The following is a 22,842-nucleotide window of genomic DNA, read 5'->3' as shown; positions in this document are numbered from 1 at the left end:
CATCGTGTTCATTAACCAAAAGGTAACCCCTTCAAACTAAATTATTCCTGGACAGTGTAACACTCACGTAAAAAATATGCAAATAAGCTGCTAATTTCTGTATAATGCCCTATTTGAAATAAACACAACCCGTGTTATTATGTCCATATGAACTTTCTGATTATCGACACCAGTAGCCCTCAAAGCTTTGTTGCCCTATCAAGGGGGGATAAATTAATCATTGAACATCTTCCTCCCCTAAAACAATCACAAACACTCCTCCTTGTAATCGAAAAACTTCTAGAGAACACCGTTATTGACTTCATTGCTATTGGGACCGGCCCTGGAGCTTTTACCGGAACCCGTATTGGAGTCATGGCAGCTAAAGCTCTATCCTTTTCAAAAGGGATTTCTCTCCTCCCCTTCTGTAGCCTTAAGATCTTCACCCCGTGTGAAGACGGCCCATTCACCCTATATGGTGACGCCAAGTCTCGAGGATTCTACGCCTTAACTGGGAAAAAAACCGGAGGATCGATAGTATTTGACTCTCCGAGGCTTGTAACCGAAGGTTCTGTCTCTTCCACTCTCAATGTTCCTATCCTAAAGCAGTACCTTATAGAAAAGTTTCACAAGACTCCCCTATCAAATCATACTGAAATCATTGTTTCTTACCTTCTAGAGCTTGAACCTGAAAAAAAACCAAAAATCCTCTTAGGGGTTGAACAATAAGAAGTTTATGGTATAGAATAATTGGGATAGCTCGAATTCAAGGATTTGTTAGCTCTAAGTAGAAAACTATAAAGAAATTTTTTAAAGCACTAGGATGTGATCTTTTTATGCCGAATGTTAAGGTTCGTACTGGCGAGTCAATCGACAAAGCCCTACGAGCACTCAAGAAAAAGCTCGATAAAGAAGGAATTATGAAAGCCGCAAAAGCGCACCGCTTTTATGATAAACCTTCAGTCAGAAAACGAGCGAAATCTAAGGCAGCTCTAAAGTACAAAATGAAAAAAGGACGTTAGCACTTGAGTTTTTCAACTGCTAGCTGTATACTCAAGCGCGTATGACGGATTATTATGAAGTTTTAGGTCTCCCTCGCGGAGCCACTCAAGAAGAAATCAAGAAAGCTTATCGCAAGCTCGCGCTTAAGTATCATCCTGATAAAAACGCCGACAACCCTGAAGCCGAAAAGAAATTCAAGGAAGTCTCCGAATCTTACGAAGTCCTAAGCGATGAAAAGAAACGGCAGATGTACGACCAGTACGGTTCCGATGCCCTCAAAGGGGCTGGTGGAATGGGCGGCAACGGTGGCGCAGCTGGTTTTTCTTCGATGGAAGAAGCCCTCCACACCTTTATGGGTGCCTTCGGCGGCGGCGGTCGAGGCCCTGGCGGTGGAGATGCAATCTTTGACTCCTTCTTTGGTCAAGAGTTCGGGGAGGGACAAGAGTATGCCCGTCAAGGCGTGAGCAAAAAAGCTCAACTTTCCATCAGTTTTGAAGATGCCGCTAAGGGAATCGAAAAAGAACTCGCTGTCACTACAAATATAGAGTGTAGCAGCTGCAACGGAAACGGTGCACGCTCTCCTCAAGATATCAAGACATGCACGACATGCCATGGATCGGGACAGCTTCACCAATCTCGTGGATTTTTCAGCATGTCCAGTTCTTGTCCTCATTGCCATGGATCAGGAAAGATGATCACTGCTTCCTGTTCCGAATGTCATGGCGCTGGAAAAGTAAAGAAAAAACAACGGGTGAAAGTGCCAATCCCTGCTGGAATCGACGACGGTATGCGCCTGAAGATGACTGGTTACGGAGATGCTGGTGAAGGAGGAGGTCCTCCTGGAGACCTGTATGTCTATATCAAGGTGAAGCCTCATGACATTTTTGCACGTGATGGAGATGATGTCACTCTTACACTTCCAGTCAGCCTAACCGAGGCAGCTCTTGGGTGTAAGAAAGATCTTCCACGTCTTCTCTCCAAAAAACCTGTGCGACTGACGATTCCTTCAGGAACTCAGACGGGGAAAATCCTCCGCGTTAAAGGGGAAGGAATGAAGAATGTCCACGGACATGGAAAAGGCGACCTTCTCATCCACGTCCATGTGGAAACACCTGTCAACTTATCGTCTAAGCAAAAAACGATGCTCGAGCAGTTTCAAGAAACTGAAAAAGGATTGAATTCACCGGAACGCAACTCGTTCCTTGAAAAGATGAAGATTTTTTTTTAACCCCTCTAGCCAAACTCCTAAAAATCACCAAGAAAACGCATCATAACCACCGTTGAAGAAAACTTGCCTGCACCTCAACGGTAGTGTTGCAAAAAGTTAGCAAAAGCAGGAGAACAGCGAGTGATTAATGTAGATAAGCATGCGTCTTATCCTCCAGCCTTTTCCTCTATGCAAGAAGAAGGTATTTTCAATGTGAAAAGCTTCTGATTGGAAGGATTCGGTATTCTTTGCAACACTACCCGGGAAAGCAAAAGCAAAAAGAAAATGGCCGCTATGGGTTACACAGCGGCCGGGGACCAGACTTTGCAGTCTGGAAAAAGAAGGGGGAAGTTTGTTTGTAAAGAGCAAGCTAACCACTTTTTCTTAACTTACCTATTCGTGTAACATGCCACCATCTTTTTGTCTATCACATTTTTTTTATATCTGATAACCTCACTCCTAAGCAAAGATTACGCAGAAAGATCGTGCCGAATATTATTGTTAATGAAATTAAGTTTTATTATGAGCGTCATGGAAGTGGCGATCCTCTTATCTTGATTTGCGGTTTCACAAACCACTTGGAAATGTGGAGGAAGTTTATTCCAAAGCTTTCCCCGTCTTTTGAGGTAATTGTTTTCGATAACCGGGGCGCAGGAAGAACAGAAAGTTCACCTTCTCCTTATACGATCGAGGTACTTGCTGACGATGTGATTGGACTCATGGACTCTTTAAGAATTCAAAAAGCTCATATGGCTGGGTTTTCTATGGGATCTCTCATTATTCAATCGATTGGACACCGCCACGCTGAAAGAATTCATAAGGGAGTCCTAATCGCTTCTTTCAGTGTTTTGCCAAGTACGGCCCTCATGCAAGCACATTCAGTTGCAAAACTTTTTCAAGCAGGTGTAGATCCCGCTCTAGCATTAGAAACAATGCTTCCATGGATTTATAGTAACGATTACTTGTCCGATCCAAAAAGAGTCGTAAGGACGATCGATACCCTGCTTAAAAATCCCTATCCCCAATCTCCTGAGGGTTACATAGGGCAGCTTCAAGCTCTTTCAAAGTGCGATATGTCTGATCGACTCGCTGTAATCGAGACCCCCTTATTGATTCTGGCAGGTGAAGAAGATCTCTATACTCCTTTTTATGAAGCAAAACTTTTAAGAGAACAACTGCCGAATGCTGTTCTTAAAGGCGTTCCAGGAGTCGGACATATGCTCTATATAGAAGCGGAAGATATCACCGTGGAGGGAATTCATGCCTTTTGCACCGGTTAATGGAATCAAGCTTTACTATGAAGCATATGGCAAAGGAAAACCTCTTGTTTTTCTTTCAGGATTTTCAACTCATCACCTGACATGGCAATCGTTTATTGAACCTTTGCAAGATGATTTTCAGCTAATTCTTTTAGACAACCGTGGAGCGGGACAAACAACGGCGCCTGCATCTCCGTACTCAATAGATACGATGGCTGACGATACCGTTGCACTTATGGACCACCTAAAGCTCGATAGGGCAAGCATGGTAGGCTCTTCAATGGGAACTGCAATCATTCAAACAATCGCTCATCGCGCACCAAAGCGCATCGACAAAGGAGTTCTAATTGCTCCCTTTTCGAAACTTCCACGCACTTCTCTTTTAAAAATAATGACAACTGGGAAGCTTCTGCAAGCAGGAGTCCCTCTTGACTTAGTCATTGAAACCGTAATCCCCTGGCTATTTAGCCGCGACTTTGTAGCAAGCCCTGAAAAAGTCTCAGCTAAAAAAGAGGAAATGACAAAAAACCCCTTTCCACAATCAATCGAAGGTTTTCTTGGGCAAATGCGTGCTCTTGAAACTTTTGACTCCTCACAATTTATCAGGCAATTAGAAGCAAAGTTCTTGCTCATTGCTGGTGAAGAGGATCTTTCAACTCCCTTCTCTTGTGCACAATTCCTTCACGAGCATCTTGCAAATTCCACCCTCCATTCCTTTTCAAGAATGGGGCACATGGTACATGCAGAAAAACACGGGGAAGTTCTAGCTCTTATTCAGAAGTTTGTTAAAATGTGACTGTTTTTATAGAAGATTTTGTCTGCCTGCTTCTGGCCAAAGGCTGTTTCTAATAATTGGTAAAATGCTGGATAACAACTACTATTTGAATAACGACTTTGGTAAAAGGGCTTCAAGTGCTCAATTGCGGGAATAGATATCCCTCCAAAGAAATCGGCACCAAGAGCCAGTGCATCTTCCCCTCCAAGGGAAAGACCATGCTCAATATGACGCACAAAATCATCAGGCTCATTTCCTACAAAATGGCGGACAAAGTTAATCCCTATGACGCCCCCCATCCGAATGATTTCTTTTGCAAAGGAGTCGGGAAGATTCCGTGGATGCATTTTCACTTCCCGGAAATTCGAATGGCTAGCGATCGGAAGGATTTTCAATCCTTTTTTATGAAGATAATTGAAAATCTCTTCTGCTAATGTATCTGAGCTATGGCTGAGATCAATTGCAACCCCCTTTCCACCCATGTAATCAAGAAGCCTTCTTCCGTCCTCTTTTAAGCCTACCTGAGTCATGTCACCCCCACCAAAACGATTCTCATCCTTCCACGTTATGGAAACATAAAGCCACTTTTCTTGATCAAAACGCTGCGGCAAAAGGTCAATGGATTCCCCTTCCTCTAAAAGCCCTGAAGCATTTTCAATAGCCGGCACAAACTGCGGTCCCTTCATTGCCTTAATTTTATGATAACACTCTAACTGACCCTCGAACTCTTTGCGGGGCTGTTTTCCTGTTTCGGAAAATAGTGCAAGAGCCTGAAAAGAAACTCCCCCTTTTTTTAAAAGGGGGAGTGAACATCTTGAGGCTTCATCTTCGGGACTATGCTTGTCTCTATCACCATTGAGATAGGCTAGCAAGTCGCAATGAAGATCAACAACGGGAATCGACATTTAGAAATCGAATCGCGCTTTGATTGTGACCCCCTGGAGATAAAGGTCTCCAGAATGATCAGGCTCGCTAATGTTTTTGATCACTTCGTTATGAAGAATCCAAAGAACATGTTCCCAACCTGCCTGAAGCATGAAATGAAAACGGTCTTGGCTAAACCAAACGTCGTACCTGAACCCAGCGCCAATGTTTGCAACAGGTTCTGCAGTATGTGGTTTTGCACCAGTATCAAGCACACTTGTTTTTACATTGTTGACTGTCACATGTTCTTTTCGATCTACGTCAAACTGTCCCCAAAGAATGGAAAGAGCAAGGTCCGCATAAAAACCGAAATTCTTTGTTAACTGAAAAGCATTGTTTAATCCAGCACGCAGACCAATTCCCCAAAAGTCTTGGTCAAGGTCAAGGCGGTGACTTTTATTCCCAGCCGCTAATGTATACTCAATGTTGTAGTCTTGATCGATCCATGCTGCATGAAGTCCCGCGAAAAGACGAAGCTTCATGTACTGACTCAAGTACGCATTACGACCTAGATCAAGCGTTACGTTGTTATAGTGAACATCCCAGTTCGCATGAGCACGTGTTAAAAAGTCTGTTGATCGATTGACCATCCAGTAAGGAATCATGGTAGATGGTACATCATCTTGACTTGTAGTGTTACTTGCATCGCTATGGATCCAAGTATACTCAGCAATAATATCCCACTGATCATGGGGAAGGTTGAACCCAGCAGCAACTTTGAAACCAGGATCCCAGCTCCAGTCAACATCATGAACACTACCAGAAGCTCCTGCTCCAGCGCCTGAAACAGCGTAGGACATTCCATCTTGTCTCACGGTCCAATAGATGAAGTCAGCGGTTAGAAAAAAGTTCCAGTCTCCACGGATCGCGGGACCCGCGCCAGGAGTAATTTTAATATCACAATCATCAGAATAATATAGTATTGGTTGTTCTTCGTGTGGATGTGCAAAAGCGCATCCCATAACACCTAGAAAGAAAGCCAAAATCCATTTGTGTTTCATCGTTGATATCCTTGGTTACAAACACGTCGATCTTAAGCGAAAGTTTTAATTTATGCAAAGGATAATTTTATGCTTTCCTTAGAAAAATGGCTTTCAAGTGCCCAAAGATATTCGGCGCTTGTTTGTTTTTTGGAAACCCAAAGAACCAGTTCATATTGGGCTATTGTATCTGACAACTTAGCAAGCCACACTTCAATCGGATGGCTTTTATCAACTTTAAAACAGCTTTCTATTGCCTCTATTGCAAGCTTGCGAACTTTCTCCTTCTTAACATCTCGACTTGCAGAAAAAGGGAGGGTAATACGGTGGAATTCCCCACCGATAGTTAGCTTTTTTGCGATCATTTCGGTATTAGGAATCACAATTCTTTGACACTCTAAAGTTTCAATCACTGTCGTTCTGACATTGATTTCGACAACTATCCCGCTATCTCCTGTCTGGAGCTCTATGAAATCACCTGGATGAACTCTTTTCTCCAGCAAAACAATGATCCCCGCGACAAAATTATTGAATATCGTCTACAATCCAAACCCAATTCCCACACTGAGCGAACCCACAACAACCGCAACTCCTGTTAGATCAATCCCTATTGTTGTCAAGGAAATGTAGAATCCAATCAAAAAGACGGCATAGTAAGAAAGACGTCCCAGCCCATACAGAGCAGACCCACTAAGCTTCTTGCTCATACGAGTTCCCCTCTCTATCCCCTTAGCAATTAGAAAAGAAAGGATCACAATCCCCACAAAGGTGGCGATGTTTATAAGAGTAATGGGCGTTTCTTGAATTGTAAATAGAGTTTCATCCACGGCACTATTCTACTGTTATAAGTTTCATATCATGCAAGCATGTTGATTTTCTCTGAAATTTTCAATATAAAAAAAGTAAGGGGTGAGTAGATGACACATCACGACAAAATCGGCACTTGCCAAATCTGCAAGCATGAGTTTTCATATAACAACCTATTTCCTATCAATATGATACGGAATTCAATTCTCGATGTTCTCCAGGTTGAGCGTCCAAATATCGATACCAATGGTTTCATCTGCTACTCTGACCTTAGAGAAATCCGTACCGAATATATTGAGAAATTAATCAGAGAAGATAAAGGCGCCCTTTCTTCTTTTGAAAAAGAAGTCCTCGATAGTCTATCATCTCAAGATATTCTTGCTGAAAATGTTAACAAGAAGTTTGAAAAAAAACTCACCATTGGCCAAAGAATGGCAGACCGAGTTGCCCGTTTCGGCGGTAGCTGGAAATTTATCCTCTTATTTTTAGCTCTCCTTCTAATATGGATGGTTCTCAATACCTTTTTTGTTAAAGATGAAGGATTTGACCCCTATCCCTTTATCCTCCTAAACCTACTTCTTTCGTGTCTTGCAGCACTGCAGGCCCCCATCATCATGATGAGCCAGAATCGGCAGGCAGAGCGAGACCGCCTTCAGGCCAATGAAGAATACTGTACCAACCTAAAGGCAGAGCTTGAGATTCAACACCTTCAATCAAAGCTCGATCTCTTCATGAAGAATCAGTGGGAATCTCTCCTCGAGCTTCAAAGAATTCAAATTGAGCTCACAGAAGACATCCTCCTGCATAAAAAGCAATTGCATAAAAAGAAAGGCGAAGGGTAAAATCCTTCCCTATGAAACGGATTGTAATCATAGGAACCTGTGGATCAGGTAAGACAACTCTTGGCAACCACCTTGCCAAAAATCTCGACTACCCAGTTACAGATCTAGACGATCTCTATTGGCTCCCTAACTGGACTCAACGTCCTATCGAAGAATTTGCATCCCTTATTGAAGAAACAACCCTTTCTGAAACATGGATTATCTGCGGAAATCAATCGCGATTTCGTCACCTTATTTGGCCCAAAGCTGATACAATTATCTGGCTTGATCTTCCTCTCTATACCCTTCTGTGGCGTACTATTCGTCGCGCCCTTTGCAACATCAGAACAAAAAAAGCCTTTTGTAATGGGAACTATGAGAGCTTTCCCCACCTTCTTAGTCGCCACTCTATTGTTGTTTGGATCCTTAAGTCCTTCCTAAAACGCCGCCGCGACTACTTAGCTGAGATGAAAAATACACCACATATTAAATGGATTCATGCGAAATCCATTAAAGATCTGAAGTTTCTGAAAGCCCCTTGTTAACTAAAGCTATCATTTCAGAGAAAAAACCAGCCGAATAAGGTGAATAGTCTAGGGTTTTATCAAAGAATAAACCTGGGATGCACTAACCGTTTATGCGATTTGACATAACCCCCTCATAAAGTGAGAGATAATATGTTGCATTTTTTTCAATGGATATGCCGATTCAACTTTGGAATCTTTGAGAAAGAGTAATTTAAAAAGTTTCTCTGCTTTGGGCTGATCTTTCCCTTAATTATAGGTGTTTATTGGATACTCCGCCCTTTAGGGGGAAAAGCTTCTTTTCACAAAGGTGAAAATTTCCTCCAACAAGTTTGCAGTCTTCAAACCGCTGCCTTGCAAAGGTTGCCTTGGAGCACTCTTTTTGGGAAAATGTCTGCTGTTCACAGTGCGTCATCCTAGGGATAGGATACTCTGCAATCAGAAGCGAATGCCAGAGATTTTTTCGAGTTTGTCGATAGGATAACGAAAGGAGTCGAGATCCCCCGTTGCAGGAACATTAGGGAGAACATAAGCCCATGTTTCTTTAGATGTTTGAACAACTTTGAAAAAGTGCGTAGGGACCGCCACTTCACTCTCTCCAATTACTTGAAAAGTGACAAAACGTTTGCCGTCTTTTTCATGAGAAAGAAACAGAGGACCACTTACAACCTCTAAGGCACCTTCCTTCTTCACTAATGTACGGATATGCGCTTCAAGTTTTTTCCACACACAACGATTGAACTGCGGATGCTGAGGACAGATGTTTGAAAGGGAGAAGGTTTCTTCTAATGCCTCTTTTGAAAAGGCCTCATCCCCAGCAGGAACAATGTGTCCCCTATCAAACCCCGACTTTGAGTAATCCTTAATGCAGCTTCGGTGCGGCTTATAGATCTCCATATCCTCATGAAACTGCACCCCCTTCCTGTCGACATTCTTCTGAAGACTTTTCTCTGTTAAATGTTCATGAGTCCAGAAAGGGATCTTTCCTCTTGTATCGTAAACAAGAGTATACCCTTTTCTCTCTAGATAGGGAAACCCTGTTGGCTCAAGCTTTTTGTCCCATTGCTGATAAGAAACAGTTGTTGCAATACCCACCACTATTCCAACGGAGAACCCGAGACTTTTTTTCATCACGCTCATGCGGTCAATTTTTTATTATTAGATGAATTATTTGCAAACAAAGAGGCGAAGCAGTTGAACTCACTTTCAAATTGTGCTAGCCTGCAGATTATGAAAAAATTTATTAAGCGGGGGATCATTGCGATTGCCCCTCTTGCACTCTCGATTGGAATTATCTACTGGCTATTTTCGTTCTTAGAAGAGCTTGTTGGTCCTCCGATGCGCGCCCTTTTCGGCAAGTATTATTATCCCGGGATGGGGATTGTTGCAGCTGTTGTTGTTCTCTTTTTTATCGGAGTCCTCCTAAACACCTGGATTATTTCTCATATTACCGCCCTCTTCGAACGCCTTTTTAAGCGCATTCCTATCTTCAACTCTCTGTATAAAATGGTGAAGAACGTCACACACTTTTTTCAAGCCTCTCCAGGCGGAGAAAAGCAGCAAGTTGTCGAAGTTACCATTGCAGGACATACCCTCGTAGGCTTTATCACCCGAGAAAACTTTTCAGAATTTCCTGAAATGGATCAAAGCCGCGTCGCTGTCTTTCTTCCTATGAGCTATCAAATTGGTGGATACACCGTTCTTGTTCCCCGCTCCGATATCAAACCCATCAATATCTCCATTGAAGATGCCCTCCAGTATTCACTCATTGCCTGGGCACGCAAGCCTGAGGATTAGAAGATTAAATGACTTGTGTCCCTCATTTTCAACAAGTACGCATCGAAAACACTAACCGATGCGGCTACGCTTGTGTCATGTGTCCCCGCGATAAACACACCCGCACCCAAGGGATCATGCCCATGGAAGACTTTGAGCTTGTCCTCGATCGGGTTGGTTCCTTCGAGGGAGAGATGCACCTCCATGGTTTTGGAGAATCGCTCCTTGATAAAACACTGCCCGAAAAAGTTGCCCTTGTCACAAAAAAGATGCCTAAAGCCCTCAAAGTGATCTTCACGACTCTCGGTGTTCCTTCTAAAAAAGACTACCTCTCTACTCTTGTCCACGCTGGTCTCGACCACATCTTTGTTAGTTGCTACGGATACACCATAGAATCCTATAAACAAATTCATGGCCGGGATGCTTTTACCCTCGTGAAAAAAAACCTTGAGATCCTCTCCGAAATAAGAAAGGGAAATAACGACCTTCCTAAAGTAGAAATCATCCCTTCTAGCGACCAAATGCTCCTGACTCTTGGCTCTCAAAACAATCCTCGCGCAGAATTTCAAGCTTGGGCTGAGTCACTTGGAATGACCTTTTTTAAAGACCGAAAACTTCACAACTACGGCGATGGCCGCCAGTACAATGCACCCAAAGAAGAGCGCCTTTGCCCCGTCATCAAAGAAAAGCGCAAAGCAATTCTCCAAGTCACCTGGAATCTTGATGTTATCCCCTGTTGCTATGACTACAATGCCACCATCCTCTTCGGGAACCTTCGTACCCAATCCCTTGAAGAGATCTTTTCTTCAAGGGCCTACTTTCGCTTTGTCCACGCCCATACAACAAACCAGCTTGAAGACTATCCCCTCTGTCAAAACTGCGAAAAAGACATCTATTAACACTTCTCTCATTGGCTTTTTCATACAACTTATCATACTCAAAGGGCTAATTAGTGACCGTGATGGAAGTTCCTATCTCCGTGATTTTTCTGAAAGTTGTGATCCCCCTGCTGGGGATGATTATGAGGATGAGAGTGATCGTGTGAGGGGCGTTGTCCTGAATGATGGGGCCAGCTTTTGTGATTTTATAGGGAAAATTGTGGCTATAATTTTTTGGATGACCTATTCATTAGATTTTAGAAAAAAGCACTGTCAATTCGAAGCAGAGAAAAATTGAGTTTTGTACAAGCAGCAAAACGTTTTGGTATAAGCGTCAACAGTTTATTTCTTTGGTCTAAACAAATAGAGCCCAAACAAACTAAGAATAGACCTGCGATCAAGATTGATAAAGAGACTTTAATGGGGGACATCGAAGAGTATCCAGATGCCTTCTGCTATGAACGGGCTAATCGTTTAAACGTAACCGCCTCAGGCATTCGTAGTGCGATAAAGCGGCCAAAAATCAGCTATAAAAAAACATTAAAGCATCCCAAAGCCTGCGAGGGAAAAAGTGCAGCTCAAGCTGGAGGGAAAACCTTGCTCTATTGAACGAACAAGGAAAAAAGAAACTTGAACTGCACGAATATGTATCTCACTGATATTCAGCGAGTAAAAAATAAAACTGTATTTGAGGAGATCTAACGTGCTTCAGAAGTTGCTGCTTCTGAAAGACTATATGTCTTTTCCCTCAATAAAATTGGTGAATCTTTCACGGCAACCACTTTATCATAACCCTCTTTTTTATGCGAAGATAAATTTTTTCTAAAATCAATTTCCCCTTCGTGCTATCATCGCCCCTATGTTAGATTTAGTGCGTTCCCTATCCTCTATTCAAGCGATTGTTCAAAGCATAAAGCAAGAAAAGTCCCTCTTATTTGAAAAGCTCTGGGATGCCCCAAAAGCAATCCTTTCTCTTCTTTTACTTCATGAAGGAAAGAAGAATGTTCTTATTATTACTGGCGGCGAACGAGAGACGCGCCTCTATGACGACCTCTGTTTTTTCTCGAAAGATCCTGTCCTTTCTTTTCCCTCATGGGAAACACTTCCGGGCGAAGAAATCTCTCCAAATCCAGACATCTTAGGAAAACGTTTTGACATTTTAAGAACGGTATTACAGAGCAAAAAAAAACATATCATCTTAGCCCCTCTTCAAGGGGTTTTGCAAAAGGTTTGCGCTCCACATCTTTTGAAAGATAAAATCCTAGAGATTAAAAAAGGGGATGAAATTCCTTTTGACCTCATCCCAGAACTTTTGATTGATCTTGGGTACCGCCGTGAAGGAGTAGCCGCCGACAAAGGACAGTTTGCTATTCGTGGAGGGATTCTTGATGTTTTCCCTCTCTCGAGTTTTGATCCTTACCGGATCGATTTTTTTGGGGATGAAGTGGACCAAATCCGCACCTACGACCCCATCTCTCAAAAATCCACAGGAAAAGCAGAGAAAATTTTCATTCCTCCAGCCGAAGAACTTCCTCTCCTTAATGAGGGAAAGAATGTGACCCTACTTGACTACCTAGGAGAGGATACCGTCATTCTTTTTGATGATCTCCTTGCGATTGAAGACCGGTACGTGTCCCTCAAAGACCTTCCAGGAGCCCGGTCTCCTCATTTCCTTTCACTTAGAGAACTCTTCAACCTTTCTAAGCCTTTGCAAAAAGTCTATTGCACAAAGCACCCTCTTGAAGAACTTTCCGAAACAGAACAAATAAGCCAGCAGATTAAGTTCGAGATCTTTGAAGAGAAGCTTTCTGCAAAGCGGATCCCCCATGCCTTTGCAACTATTGAAGACTACTACTGGGAGGAGTGCGACGAAGACAAACGCCTTGAAGCGATTCTTCAAAAGGGAAGCGAGACGAGTGTTCACTTCATCACCGCCTCCGAAGCAGAGGAAAATGCGTTAAAAGAAAAAATCGACCAAACCCTTCTCCCTCTCCCTAAAAAACGTGCATTTGTACGTGGGTATCTTTCGAGTGGTTTTGTTCTCCTTGATGCTCCCCTAGCCGTTCTCCCGTACCCAGAACTCACGAAAAGATATAAGGTCTCAAGGCAAAAATGGAGAAACACCTACCATACCCCAGCAGCTGAGTTCCATGCTCTTGAAAAAGGGGACCTTGTTGTCCACTTTCACAATGGAATTGGAAAGTTTCTTGGGATCGAACGTCAAAAGAACCACCGCGGAGAAGAAGAAGAGTTCCTTCTCATCGAATACTCTGGACACAGCAAGCTCTACGTTCCACTCTCTCAGTCCCATCTCATCAGCCGCTATATTGGAACACGAGAAGAATCTCCCAACTTAAATGTTTTGGGAACAAAAAAATGGCAACAGGCAAAAGCCAATGCTCAAAAAGCCATCATTGGGTATGCAAAGGACCTTCTTCAAATGCAAGCGCAAAGAGAGGCAAAGGGAGGGTTCACTTTTCCAAACGAGTCCGATGACCTTCTCCTATTTGAAGATGAGTTTCCTTTTGTAGAAACACAAGATCAGCTCGATTCCATTGCCGCAATTAAAGAAGATATGAAATCAACAAAAGCAATGGATCGTCTCATCTGCGGGGATGTTGGCTACGGGAAAACCGAAGTTGCTATGCGCGCAGCCTTTAAAGCAGCCTATGATGGGAAAAAACAGGTTGCTGTTCTTGTTCCCACAACGGTTCTTGCTATGCAACACTATGAAAGTTTCAAAGCTCGTATGGCAGACTTCCCTATTACTGTTGGTGTCGCCTCCCGCTTTGTGAAACCTAAAGAGGTAAAAAAAATGCTTGAAGGAGTCGCAAAGGGATCGGTTGACATCTTGATCGGAACCCATCGGATCATCAGTCAAGATGTTATCTTTAAAGATTTAGGCCTCATTATTATTGATGAAGAACAGCGTTTTGGCGTCCGTGCAAAAGAACACCTTAAAAAAGCAAAGCTCGGTGTAGATTGCCTTACTCTATCGGCCACACCTATTCCACGCACGCTGTATTTCTCCTTAATTGGCGCTCGAGACATGTCGGTCATCAACACACCTCCCCAAGACCGCCTCCCCATTAAAACCATCCTTGCTGAAAGAGACAGTGAGCTCATCAAAAACGCCCTATTGCGCGAGCTTTCCCGCGATGGGCAGGCTTATTTTATCCATAACCGCGTTGAAACGATCCATAAAGTTGCAGATGAAATTCGCACTCTACTCCCCAAGGCTCGCGTTGGCGTCGGTCATGGACAAATGTCCCCCGATGAACTCGATTCGATTTTCCACCTCTTCAAACAGGGTGGTCTCGACATCCTCGTTGCAACCACCATTGTGGAAAGTGGAGTCGATATTCCCAACGCAAATACCATCTTGATCGATCGTTCCGACGCTTTTGGGATGGCTGATCTCTACCAATTGCGAGGGCGTGTTGGAAGATGGAATCGTCCTGCTTATGCGTATTTTCTTGTTCCTAAAAACCGTGAGCTCCAAGAAATCTCTCGCAAAAGACTTCAAGCCTTAGTTGAAACTTCAGGTTTTGGTGGAGGGATGAAGCTTGCAATGCGAGACCTTGAAATTCGAGGAGCAGGAGATCTGCTTGGATTACAACAATCTGGAAATGTCTCTGCTGTAGGATTTCATTTCTACTGCAAACTTTTGAAGCGTACAATCAATACAATGAAAAAAGAGGTCTCTCCAACATTCTTCGATACACGCATGGAGTTTTCTTATGATGCAAACCTTCCAGCACGCTATATCAAAGAGACTAGCATTCGGATGGAGATCTACCATCGCCTAGGAGAAACGACAAACAACGATGAAATCCAGGCTCTATTTGACGAACTTATTGATCGGTTCGGACCTCTTCCAAAAGAGGCAAAGTGGCTTTATCATCTCAATCGCATTCGCGTCTTTGCCTCTGATAACAAGTTTACTCTCTTGAAGTTTGAGAAGATCACCCTTCACGCCAAACGGCAGTTAGGGAAAAAACTCCTCGAGAAAAAGATCTTCCTTCCTCTTATTGATGATCCCGATGAATTTGAATTCATTACAATAGGGTTTTTAAAGCGGGATTTTTCGCTGCCTTAAAAATTGCAGTCTTTATTTCTTGCGGTTGGTATTGAACTATCGTTGCCCACACCGTATCTCGACCGACCACAAACTTCCCCTCTAAAGACTCATTCACGAGGATGTCCCAAAAGTAGTTGAAACTAGGATTTGAAAAACGTGGCTCCAAATGCGCAGACAAACTCTAGTTTTTAAACCCTATTTTTAGGGTGTGTTAACCTTTGAAATTGCTTTGTTTGACAGGCGTTATGCATCTCGAAAAGAATATTTAGCACCTGATGATATTCCTGATAGTAAAAGGGCTCGTTTCCATAAGAAAAGTGGGCGACATAGATTGTCTTATCTGACCATTTCTAACAGGCAGGTGCCGATTCTCGGTAAATGACAATATTTTTTTTCACGTAGACCTGAAAGAAGCACGCCTCCTTCTTGAATCGGAAGGTCAACAGCTAGTTTGACACTGATTCCCCCGCCCTGCAGACCTTTTTATCACAGGCAAAAGGTGGGGGAACTCCTCCTGAATAAGCTCAACAGAAGAGGCTCAATCGACAGGATAAGATGCAATGCACTGGCTAACAGGACGTTGAACCTCCATTTCCTTCCTATAATTCTCGTAAAATTGGCAACAATATACCCTCCTGCCAATATCAAAACAACGAATAAACATTACTTGGAAGATGCCAAAGCCCATTTAATATTGCAGCCTATACTGGGGTGTTGATCGGGAGTAATCTCCTTTCCAGCAATGAGACAGTCGAGTGCCTCCGCCAAGTCTTTTCCTGTGACTGGAATGTGATTCCCTGGGCGAGAATCATCAAACTGACCACGATATCCGCACTCCATACTACTATCAAAAACAAAAAAATCTGGAGTACAAGCCGCTCCATAGTCGAGCGCTACATTTTGAGTATAATCAAAAAGATAGGGAAAAGGGAAATCCAGATCTTCAGCAAGCTTCTTCATTTCCTTTGGACTATCTTCTGGGTACTCTGAAATATCATTTGAGTTGATTGCAACAAAAGAGATTCCTTTAATAATATAGTCTTTCGCTAAGGCAACCAACATCTCTTGGATATGCTTAACATAGGGGCAATGATTGCAGATAAACATTACGACCGTCCCAATATCAGATTCAATATCCTTTAGAGTTACGACTTCATCTGAAATAGCATCGACAAGTTTAAAATTAGGAGCTCGAGTCCCTAAGGGCTTCATGCTCGACGGCGTTAGAACCATGATGGCCTCCATCAAAATTAATCACCCCACTTTTTTGCAGGATAATTAAAAAAATTGTCAAGGGAATGATCCATTTCATGAAAAAATACCATACGCGGTGGAAGTGTGCCCAGCCCTTTCCAAGGGGAAATTCCTCTTGAGAAATTTCTCGCTTAAGCCCCCATCCTATGAAAAGAGCCGTTAGGAGACCTCCGACAGGAATAACCCAGGTTGATACAAGGTTATCAATCGTATCAAGAAAGTTTGTGCCGTAGACGTTCTGCCAACTGGGAAAGAGCTCTTGAGAAAAGGCTAACGCGCTTGGAATTCCAAATAGGAATGTTCCCGCAGCAACAAAGATAACAGCCTTTCTACGAGACCAGTTTGCAAGCTCCATAATATTTGTTGCCACCACCTCTATAAAGGGAATTGCTGATGTCAGTGCAGTAAAAACAAACAGGGTAAAAAAAACCGTTGAAATCACAAGAGAGCCTGGGAGCTTTGCAAAGAGGTAGGGAAGAGTTTTAAAAATCAATCCTGATCCCTGCTGAGGTTCAAATCCAAACGTGAAAATGACAGGAAAGATTGTCATCGCCGCCATGATCGCTACAAAAATGACTGAAAACCCGATCACGCAAGCCATTTGAGGAATGTTTTCCCTCTTTCTCATATAACTTCCATAACTGATCATAATTCCTTGGCCCAAGCTCAGAGTGAAAAAAGCAAGGCCAAGTGCTTCCAAAACACTGGAAAAACAAAACCGTTCCACATCAGGATAGAAAATAAAGTGGACAGCCTTCTGAAACCCCTCAAGGGTGATACTATAACAAAGAAGAGCTATTAAGATCACAAAAAGGGCGCGCGTCATCAGCTTAGACCAAAATTCAATCCCTTTTCGTACTCCTGTTAAAACAATACTCATTACGATCAAGGTGAAGAGGAAATGCCAAAAGACCGTGATACTTCCTGAATGAGAGAGTTTTTCAAAAACATCAGATATTTCTACGGAGGAGAGATTTTGATAAAAGCCACTAAGCGACATCAAAACATAACTCATTCCCCATCCCGCAATCACGCTATAAAACGACATGATTAAAAACGAAGAAAGAACGCCGAACCAACCTGCCACCTTCCAACGAGGCCGATCCCCTGCGAGAGTTTCAAATGTGCCAACCGCTGCACGCTGACTCCGCCTTCCGAGCAAGAGCTCTCCGATTAATACGGGGATACCAATGACAATCACGCATAAGAAGTAGGTGAAAAGAAAGAGGCCGCCACCATTTTGGCCTATCGTATACGGAAACTTCCATAGAACCCCGAGACCAACTGCAGAGCCAACTGCAGCTAAAATAAATCCGAGACGCGAGCCCCAATGTTCTCTAACTTGGGTCATCCTCCCCCCCTAAGTAGTTGATCAAAGTCGTAAAGCCCACTCTTCTGTACAATGATAATGAAAATAGTGAGTGGGACAATCCATCGCATGAAAAAGCGCCAGGAACCATACAGGTAGGCGACTCTAGATCCGTAGGCAAACTCACTATGCGAGACCTTGCGATCCATGACCCACCCCACAAAAATAGCACTAAGAAGTCCTCCAACTGGAATTACCCATATGGAGACCAAACTGTCAATTGTCTTTAAAAAATCCATTCCATAAATCGATGTCCATTCAGGAAAGACAGCTGAAGAACCCGCAAAGGCACTTGGGATTCCAAATAAAAAGGTTGCGCTCCCTACAAAGATCGCCGCCTTCTTCCGTGAAAACCCTTTCAGCTCCATAATATTAGTTGCAACGACCTCAATCAAAGGAATCGCGGAAGTAAGAGCCGTAAAAACAAAAAGAGAAAAGAACATCGTACTGAGGACAAGAGATCCCGGAAGCTTCGCAAAGAGGTAGGGAAGGGTTTGAAAAATAAGCCCCGGCCCCGCCTGCGGAGGAAGATCAAAAGTAAAGACCACAGGGAAAATCACAAGAGCCGCAAGCACAGCAACCACAATGACAGAAAACGCAATAATTCCTGACATCTGCACGATACTGTTCGTCCGTTTCATGTAACTTCCGTAACTAATCATGATCCCCTGACCAATGCTTAGAGTCCAAAAAGCAAGACCTAAAGCCTCAATAACACTTGTGAGCTTAAAATCTGCAGTATTGGGATGAAAAATAAAGTTTACTGCCTTTCCAAACCCATCCAATGTCAGTGTGTATAAAAAGAGAAGCACAAGGAGAACAAGAAGAGCCTTCGTCATGAACTTTGCCCATCGCTCAATTCCTTTGCGCACCCCAGTCAAAACAATTGCTGTAGTGATCAGTGTAAATAAAAAGTGCCAAAAAAGAGAGATGTCTCCTGACTCCATTAACGTCCCATAAGCCGCTGCGACCTCTTCACCACTCATATTTTGGTAAAAACCATTGAGAGACATTAGAATATAGCTCATCCCCCAACCAGCAATGACACTGTAGAAAGACATGATCAAAAATGAAGCCAACACTCCAAACCATCCGATGACCTTCCATCCCCCTTTTTTCGGGTCGTGATACTCATAAGCGCCAACCGCAGCCCGTTGGCTGCTTCTCCCTAAAATAATCTCTGCGATAAAAATAGGGATTCCAACAACGACCAGACAAATGAGATACGAGAGAAGGAACAATCCTCCCCCATTTTCACCTACAGTGTAAGGAAACTTCCATAGGATACCGAGACCGATGGCCGACCCAATCGCCGCCATCAAAAAACCAATATGTCCTGTCCAGTGTTCTCTAGTTTGATTCATTATGACCTCTGAAAAAAAATGTTGAAGTCATCACGAAGAATGGGGACATTGTGCCCCTAGCCCGGATGTCGAAGACGTGATAGTGGAAGATAGTGAGGTCAGAATAATTGAAAGCATGATTCCACAAATTATTTTCTAGCGATCATATCCACTTAAACATTACTAGTCAAGCAGAGAGAGCTGTGATCACATGCCAATATTTCTGTGGTAAGCCCCTTTCATTTTTTTGGCTTGCATCATGCGCGCGTGCTTGATGACCTTGATTCCCTTTTCAATATGATCGGGCATAAACCGTTTAAAAATTTCTTCAGAACTTTTTTTTGTTTTGATCTGGTCCCGATTCAAAGGTAAATCTGAAATAAGGAGAAGCGCCCCAAGGGTTAATTTGCGCTTGTAGCTTCCTGTAAAAAGGGTTGCGCACTCTAGTTCAATAGCCTGGGCACGTGTTGACTTAAGAAGCTCGATAAACTGTTCATTGTACTCCCAAAAGCGGAGGTTAGTGGTATAGGTGATCCCAATGTGGTGCCCCCACTTCTCCTCCTCCATAACCTCAGTTACCGCTCGTTGCATCAGAAAATTTGCCAAAGAAGGCACCTCAGAAGGAAAGTAAAAGTCAGAAGTCCCCTCAGCTCGAACGCTTGCAACAGGGACCAGATACTCTCCTACATGGTACCGACGACGCAGCCCCCCACACATTCCAAGAAGGAGCGCTGCCTTAATATCTAGAAACGAGCAGAGATCAATCACAAGCGCCGCTGCAGGAGAGCCAATTTTAAAGTCGAGAATGGAAATATCTTCTTTTTTAGAATGAGCCACTTTGAACATTGACCCTTCAAAGACCTCCACTTGACATCTCTTTGCAAAATGATCAACATAACGGGGGAAATTCGTCAAAAGGAGATTTGATTGAAATTCCTCTGCAGGAGATCCCGAATATCTCTCGAGAGTCTCTTTTGCATATTGTTCTTCTTGAATTTCTCCGCTATCCATTCGTTATAATCCTTTTTCCCTTTATTATCTGGAATTCTTTTTGCTGAAAAGCACAAATTTTTCTTTACACTTTTTTCACAAATTGTCTAACCTCTTTACCAAACCTTAACTCAGGAGGAAGGAATGGAACAACTAGCAGTAAAAGCACAAAATCCTCTTGCGATTCCTACATACAATGAAGTGCGCGGGCAAGCTGTCACGCTTGCTCTTCGAGCTGCGATAGCTGCAGCTACTATAAATTTACTGTGGAATGGCTACCACTACCGTGGAACTCAATCAGGGATCAACGGTGGCTACGTAGTGGTTCTATTTGTAACCGAAGACGCCGCTCAAAAAGGAATTGTCGCAGATAACGTCGCTGAAACCCGTCATCTTTCAAGAGATGTCCAAGGAAACCTTGAGGAATCTACATCAATGCTTAAGAACCTGACAACGGAAAGAAAGGAGCTTGCAGGCGAGGTTGAATCGCTCAAAATAACCCATCAAGAGTTCGAAAGAGAGGTAGAGTGTCTTAAAAGGACTGCCACGCATATAGAAGCTGAGGTAGAGCGTCTTAAAAGGATTGCCACGCATATAGAAGCTTCGGTAACAGCTCTATCCAGATCAACATCTCAGTTGAATGTGAGTTAAGGATGGTACACTAATCTAAACCACTAGGAAATAATCTCCTCGGGTGCGAGGAATAAACAGGAAGGACAAAATTATGGCAGCAATAGTAGGGCCTGCAGACGCTTTGATGAAGGCGACTGGGAAGCTCGTTGGGAACTTTAAAGTTCAGATAAGATACAAGGAAGAAGGAAACGACATTAACGCACTCAATGCGCTGGGTCTTGTGATAAACAACATCGTCTCAAGTTGCACATTCCGTCCTCCCTTAACTGCTTCCGAGCTTCGTATGGAGTTCCATTTGATTTCTGTGGAAAATAAGCTGATTGGTCGCGATAAGTTCGATAACTTAATAACTCTCCCTGCAACCTTAGAAGAACCTAATAATACAGACTCTCATAAGAGTGTTTACAATAGAATGCATGTATATAATGCCGAGATTGTTGAACTTCAGCGGCATCAGGACACTTTCAATCCTGTTGGAGGTCTTGCTGTTGCAGGAGTGGTTATTCTGCTTGCATATTCCGTGGCTAATTGGATAGGAAATACCTTCATTCCTTATATGATTCGTGAAAACTATAAGTTGGGTATAAAATGCATGGCGGGAGGAACAATGGTGATGCTCACAAAAGAATCTGTAGAGGGCTGGGCACGTATGACTGATGGTCAGCTTCGCAGTACTCACCGAGAGTGTAGAGAGCGCTAAGAGTAGTTCTTGACATATGGGGCGTTTATCTGAGACAATGCCCCTTTTTCAATCAATGGGTATTCAATGGCGCAAGTTGGCACAAACGAATTCAAATCAGGCATGAAAATTGAGATGGACAGGGAGCCCTACACGATCGTTGGGGTTGAGTTTGTCAAACCCGGAAAAGGTCAGGCTTTTACCCGCACAAAGCTCAAGCACCTGATGTCAGGACGTGTCATCGAAAAAACCTTCAAGTCTGGTGAAAAGTTCGATCTAGCCGACGTTGAAGAAACGCAGATGCGTATGCTTTATAAGGAAGGGGATGGCATTGTTTTTATGCATGACACCTCTTATGAACAAACAACAGTTCCCCTAACAGCGATCGGTGACAAAGAACCTTACATGGTTGAAGACACCGTTTACGAGCTTGTCCTATACAAAGGCGAAGTCGTCGACGTCACCCCTCCCACTTTTTTAAACATGACTGTGACAGAAACAGCACCAGGAGTGCGCGGAGATACCGCTTCTGGACGCGTTCTAAAACCTGCGAAGACCGATACAGGCGCCTCGATTCAGATCCCCATTTTTATCGATGAGGGAGAACTCATTAAAGTCGATACACGTACTGGAGAGTATGTCTCCCGCGTCAAAGACTAGCGCCATGGCTGCGCGTGCGCAGGCTCTAAAAATGGTCCGAACTTTTTTTGAAGAGAGGCATGTTGTTGAAGTCGATACTCCTATGCTTTCTCAGTACGCCCCTATTGATACGCATATCGATCTTTTTAAAGTCGATAAAGGTTACCTCCACTCTTCTCCCGAATATGGAATGAAGAAACTTCTTGCAAACGGCAGTGGCGATATCTATCAATTAGGACATGTCTTCAGGAAGGATGAAGTAGGGCCGCTCCATGCTCCAGAATTTACACTGATTGAGTGGTACAGAGTCGAGACAACATTCAATGCCTTTCTAGAGGAAAACTTGAGTCTTGTACGACTCTTTGTTGGAGAAAAAACATCTGAGGTGCTCCCTTATCATGAAGCCTTTCAAGCAAATGTAGGGCTCCCTTATAATGCCCCTTCTTCGGCACTAATGGAAAAAGGAAAGACGCTTGGTTTTGAGTTTCATGATGAGACAGATCTTATTAATCTTCTATGGGGATGTGTTGTAGAGCCCACTCTTGGAAATGGAAAAATCACGGTTATTACCGATTTCCCAAAAGAGCAGGCCGCTCTTGCTCAAATAAAAAATGGTGTAGCTGAGCGTTTCGAATTTTATTTTGACGGGATTGAGCTCGGGAATGGATACCATGAACTCACCGACCCCATCGAACAAAAAGAACGCCTTGAACGCTCTAATAAAGAAAGAGTTGCCTTAGGAAAAGATCCACTTCCTCTTGATCCAGAGTTTATTCACGCCCTAGAACAGGGCCTTCCAGATTGCTATGGAATCGCTCTTGGATTTGACCGCCTCCTTATGCTTAAAGAGGGGCATTCAAAAATAACCTTATCTTATACTTAACTCTTCCCTTTGCTATACTCTGCTCCGGAAGTAAATTTT

General features: G+C 43.2%; 24 protein-coding genes. 15 read left to right on the top strand and 9 right to left on the bottom strand.

Translation table 11 applies throughout. The features are described 5' to 3' along the window. Positions 1-147 precede the first annotated feature (147 nt). The 5 genes from tsaB (at position 148) to R2I63_RS06880 (ending at position 4,243) form a co-directional block, all read left to right on the top strand. Positions 148-708, top strand: a complete 561-nt coding sequence (gene tsaB / locus R2I63_RS06900; RefSeq protein WP_316356121.1) for a tRNA (adenosine(37)-N6)-threonylcarbamoyltransferase complex dimerization subunit type 1 TsaB — start codon at positions 148-150, stop codon at positions 706-708. A gap of 107 nt (positions 709-815) precedes the next feature. After that, positions 816-1,001 (top strand): 30S ribosomal protein S21, encoded by a 186-nt coding sequence (gene rpsU / locus R2I63_RS06895; RefSeq protein ID WP_316356119.1) that lies wholly within the window; start codon positions 816-818, stop codon positions 999-1,001. Positions 1,002-1,042: 41 nt separating this feature from the next. Continuing rightward, complete coding sequence (gene dnaJ, locus R2I63_RS06890) at positions 1,043-2,209, top strand: molecular chaperone DnaJ (protein ID WP_316356117.1); 1,167 nt, start codon at positions 1,043-1,045, stop codon at positions 2,207-2,209. A 464-nt stretch (positions 2,210-2,673) separates the two neighbouring features. After that, positions 2,674-3,468, top strand: coding sequence for an alpha/beta fold hydrolase (locus R2I63_RS06885; protein WP_316356115.1), 795 nt, complete (start codon positions 2,674-2,676; stop codon positions 3,466-3,468). After that, positions 3,449-4,243: an alpha/beta fold hydrolase gene (locus tag R2I63_RS06880; RefSeq protein ID WP_316356112.1), complete on the top strand. Its 795-nt coding sequence runs from the start codon at positions 3,449-3,451 to the stop codon at positions 4,241-4,243. The genes R2I63_RS06885 and R2I63_RS06880 overlap by 20 nt, the downstream gene beginning before the upstream one ends. Here R2I63_RS06880 and R2I63_RS06875 read toward each other — a convergent pair. The 4 genes from R2I63_RS06875 to R2I63_RS06860 are packed head-to-tail and all read right to left on the bottom strand — an operon-like array spanning position 4,222 to position 6,953. Continuing rightward, complete coding sequence (locus tag R2I63_RS06875) at positions 4,222-5,127, bottom strand: dipeptidase (RefSeq protein ID WP_316356110.1); 906 nt, start codon at positions 5,125-5,127, stop codon at positions 4,222-4,224. The two genes, R2I63_RS06880 and R2I63_RS06875, sit on opposite strands and share 22 nt — an antisense overlap. Further along, entirely contained in the window at positions 5,128-6,147 is a 1,020-nt protein-coding gene (locus R2I63_RS06870) for an Lpg1974 family pore-forming outer membrane protein (protein ID WP_316356108.1), read from the bottom strand. 50 nt (positions 6,148-6,197) lie between these two features. Then, a complete protein-coding gene (locus R2I63_RS06865) occupies positions 6,198-6,662 on the bottom strand; it encodes a mechanosensitive ion channel domain-containing protein (RefSeq protein WP_316359779.1) in 465 nt (154 codons plus the stop codon). 3 nt (positions 6,663-6,665) lie between these two features. Beyond that, positions 6,666-6,953 carry a hypothetical protein gene (locus tag R2I63_RS06860; RefSeq protein ID WP_316356106.1) on the bottom strand — a complete coding sequence of 96 codons (288 nt, stop codon included), beginning with the start codon at positions 6,951-6,953 and terminating at the stop codon, positions 6,666-6,668. Between the two features lie 90 nt (positions 6,954-7,043). Here R2I63_RS06860 and R2I63_RS06855 point away from each other — a divergent pair, with 90 nt between their 5' ends. Both R2I63_RS06855 and R2I63_RS06850 read left to right on the top strand, forming a co-directional pair. After that, the gene (locus tag R2I63_RS06855; protein ID WP_316356103.1) at positions 7,044-7,775 is read left to right on the top strand and encodes a DUF1003 domain-containing protein; all 732 of its coding nucleotides are present in this window, start codon (positions 7,044-7,046) and stop codon (positions 7,773-7,775) included. Between the two features lie 11 nt (positions 7,776-7,786). Continuing rightward, positions 7,787-8,299 (top strand): shikimate kinase, encoded by a 513-nt coding sequence (locus R2I63_RS06850; protein ID WP_316356102.1) that lies wholly within the window; start codon positions 7,787-7,789, stop codon positions 8,297-8,299. Between the two features lie 417 nt (positions 8,300-8,716). Here the strand turns inward: R2I63_RS06850 and R2I63_RS06845 are convergent, their stop codons facing one another. Further along, positions 8,717-9,418 (bottom strand): DNA/RNA non-specific endonuclease, encoded by a 702-nt coding sequence (locus R2I63_RS06845; protein WP_316356101.1) that lies wholly within the window; start codon positions 9,416-9,418, stop codon positions 8,717-8,719. 90 nt (positions 9,419-9,508) lie between these two features. Here R2I63_RS06845 and R2I63_RS06840 point away from each other — a divergent pair, with 90 nt between their 5' ends. The 4 genes from R2I63_RS06840 (at position 9,509) to mfd (ending at position 15,031) form a co-directional block, all read left to right on the top strand. After that, positions 9,509-10,075: a DUF502 domain-containing protein gene (locus R2I63_RS06840; RefSeq protein ID WP_316356100.1), complete on the top strand. Its 567-nt coding sequence runs from the start codon at positions 9,509-9,511 to the stop codon at positions 10,073-10,075. 8 nt (positions 10,076-10,083) lie between these two features. Continuing rightward, positions 10,084-10,953 carry a radical SAM/SPASM domain-containing protein gene (locus R2I63_RS06835; protein WP_316356099.1) on the top strand — a complete coding sequence of 290 codons (870 nt, stop codon included), beginning with the start codon at positions 10,084-10,086 and terminating at the stop codon, positions 10,951-10,953. Positions 10,954-11,226: 273 nt separating this feature from the next. After that, entirely contained in the window at positions 11,227-11,541 is a 315-nt protein-coding gene (locus R2I63_RS06830) for an IS630 transposase-related protein (protein WP_316356097.1), read from the top strand. A gap of 250 nt (positions 11,542-11,791) precedes the next feature. Further along, positions 11,792-15,031 carry a transcription-repair coupling factor gene (mfd, locus tag R2I63_RS06825; RefSeq protein WP_316356095.1) on the top strand — a complete coding sequence of 1,080 codons (3,240 nt, stop codon included), beginning with the start codon at positions 11,792-11,794 and terminating at the stop codon, positions 15,029-15,031. 645 nt (positions 15,032-15,676) lie between these two features. Here the strand turns inward: mfd and R2I63_RS06820 are convergent. The 4 genes from R2I63_RS06820 to R2I63_RS06805 form a co-directional block, all read right to left on the bottom strand. Continuing rightward, positions 15,677-16,246 (bottom strand): thioredoxin family protein, encoded by a 570-nt coding sequence (locus R2I63_RS06820; RefSeq protein ID WP_316356093.1) that lies wholly within the window; start codon positions 16,244-16,246, stop codon positions 15,677-15,679. Continuing rightward, positions 16,197-17,618 carry a sodium-dependent transporter gene (locus tag R2I63_RS06815; RefSeq protein WP_316356091.1) on the bottom strand — a complete coding sequence of 474 codons (1,422 nt, stop codon included), beginning with the start codon at positions 17,616-17,618 and terminating at the stop codon, positions 16,197-16,199. The genes R2I63_RS06820 and R2I63_RS06815 overlap by 50 nt, the downstream gene beginning before the upstream one ends. After that, positions 17,615-19,000, bottom strand: a complete 1,386-nt coding sequence (locus tag R2I63_RS06810; RefSeq protein WP_316356089.1) for a sodium-dependent transporter — start codon at positions 18,998-19,000, stop codon at positions 17,615-17,617. Before R2I63_RS06810 ends, R2I63_RS06815 begins: the two co-directional genes overlap by 4 nt. Positions 19,001-19,186: 186 nt before the next feature. Next, positions 19,187-19,990, bottom strand: coding sequence for an AMP nucleosidase (locus R2I63_RS06805; protein WP_316356087.1), 804 nt, complete (start codon positions 19,988-19,990; stop codon positions 19,187-19,189). A gap of 123 nt (positions 19,991-20,113) precedes the next feature. Here R2I63_RS06805 and R2I63_RS06800 point away from each other — a divergent pair, with 123 nt between their 5' ends. The 4 genes from R2I63_RS06800 (at position 20,114) to epmA (ending at position 22,803) form a co-directional block, all read left to right on the top strand. Next, the gene (locus R2I63_RS06800; protein ID WP_316356086.1) at positions 20,114-20,620 is read left to right on the top strand and encodes a hypothetical protein; all 507 of its coding nucleotides are present in this window, start codon (positions 20,114-20,116) and stop codon (positions 20,618-20,620) included. A 73-nt stretch (positions 20,621-20,693) separates the two neighbouring features. Continuing rightward, positions 20,694-21,302 (top strand): hypothetical protein, encoded by a 609-nt coding sequence (locus R2I63_RS06795; RefSeq protein WP_316356084.1) that lies wholly within the window; start codon positions 20,694-20,696, stop codon positions 21,300-21,302. A gap of 66 nt (positions 21,303-21,368) precedes the next feature. Continuing rightward, positions 21,369-21,941, top strand: coding sequence for an elongation factor P (efp, locus tag R2I63_RS06790; RefSeq protein ID WP_316356082.1), 573 nt, complete (start codon positions 21,369-21,371; stop codon positions 21,939-21,941). Beyond that, complete coding sequence (gene epmA / locus R2I63_RS06785; RefSeq protein ID WP_316356080.1) at positions 21,919-22,803, top strand: EF-P lysine aminoacylase EpmA; 885 nt, start codon at positions 21,919-21,921, stop codon at positions 22,801-22,803. Before efp ends, epmA begins: the two co-directional genes overlap by 23 nt. The last annotated feature ends 39 nt before the right edge of the window (positions 22,804-22,842 follow it).

Origin of the sequence: Candidatus Neptunochlamydia sp. REUL1, from assembly GCF_963457595.1 — a bacterium.
GTDB lineage: Bacteria > Chlamydiota > Chlamydiia > Chlamydiales > Simkaniaceae > Neptunichlamydia.
The sequence above is the reverse complement of the archived record's forward strand: the minus strand, read 5'-3'. Positions and strand labels throughout refer to the sequence as shown.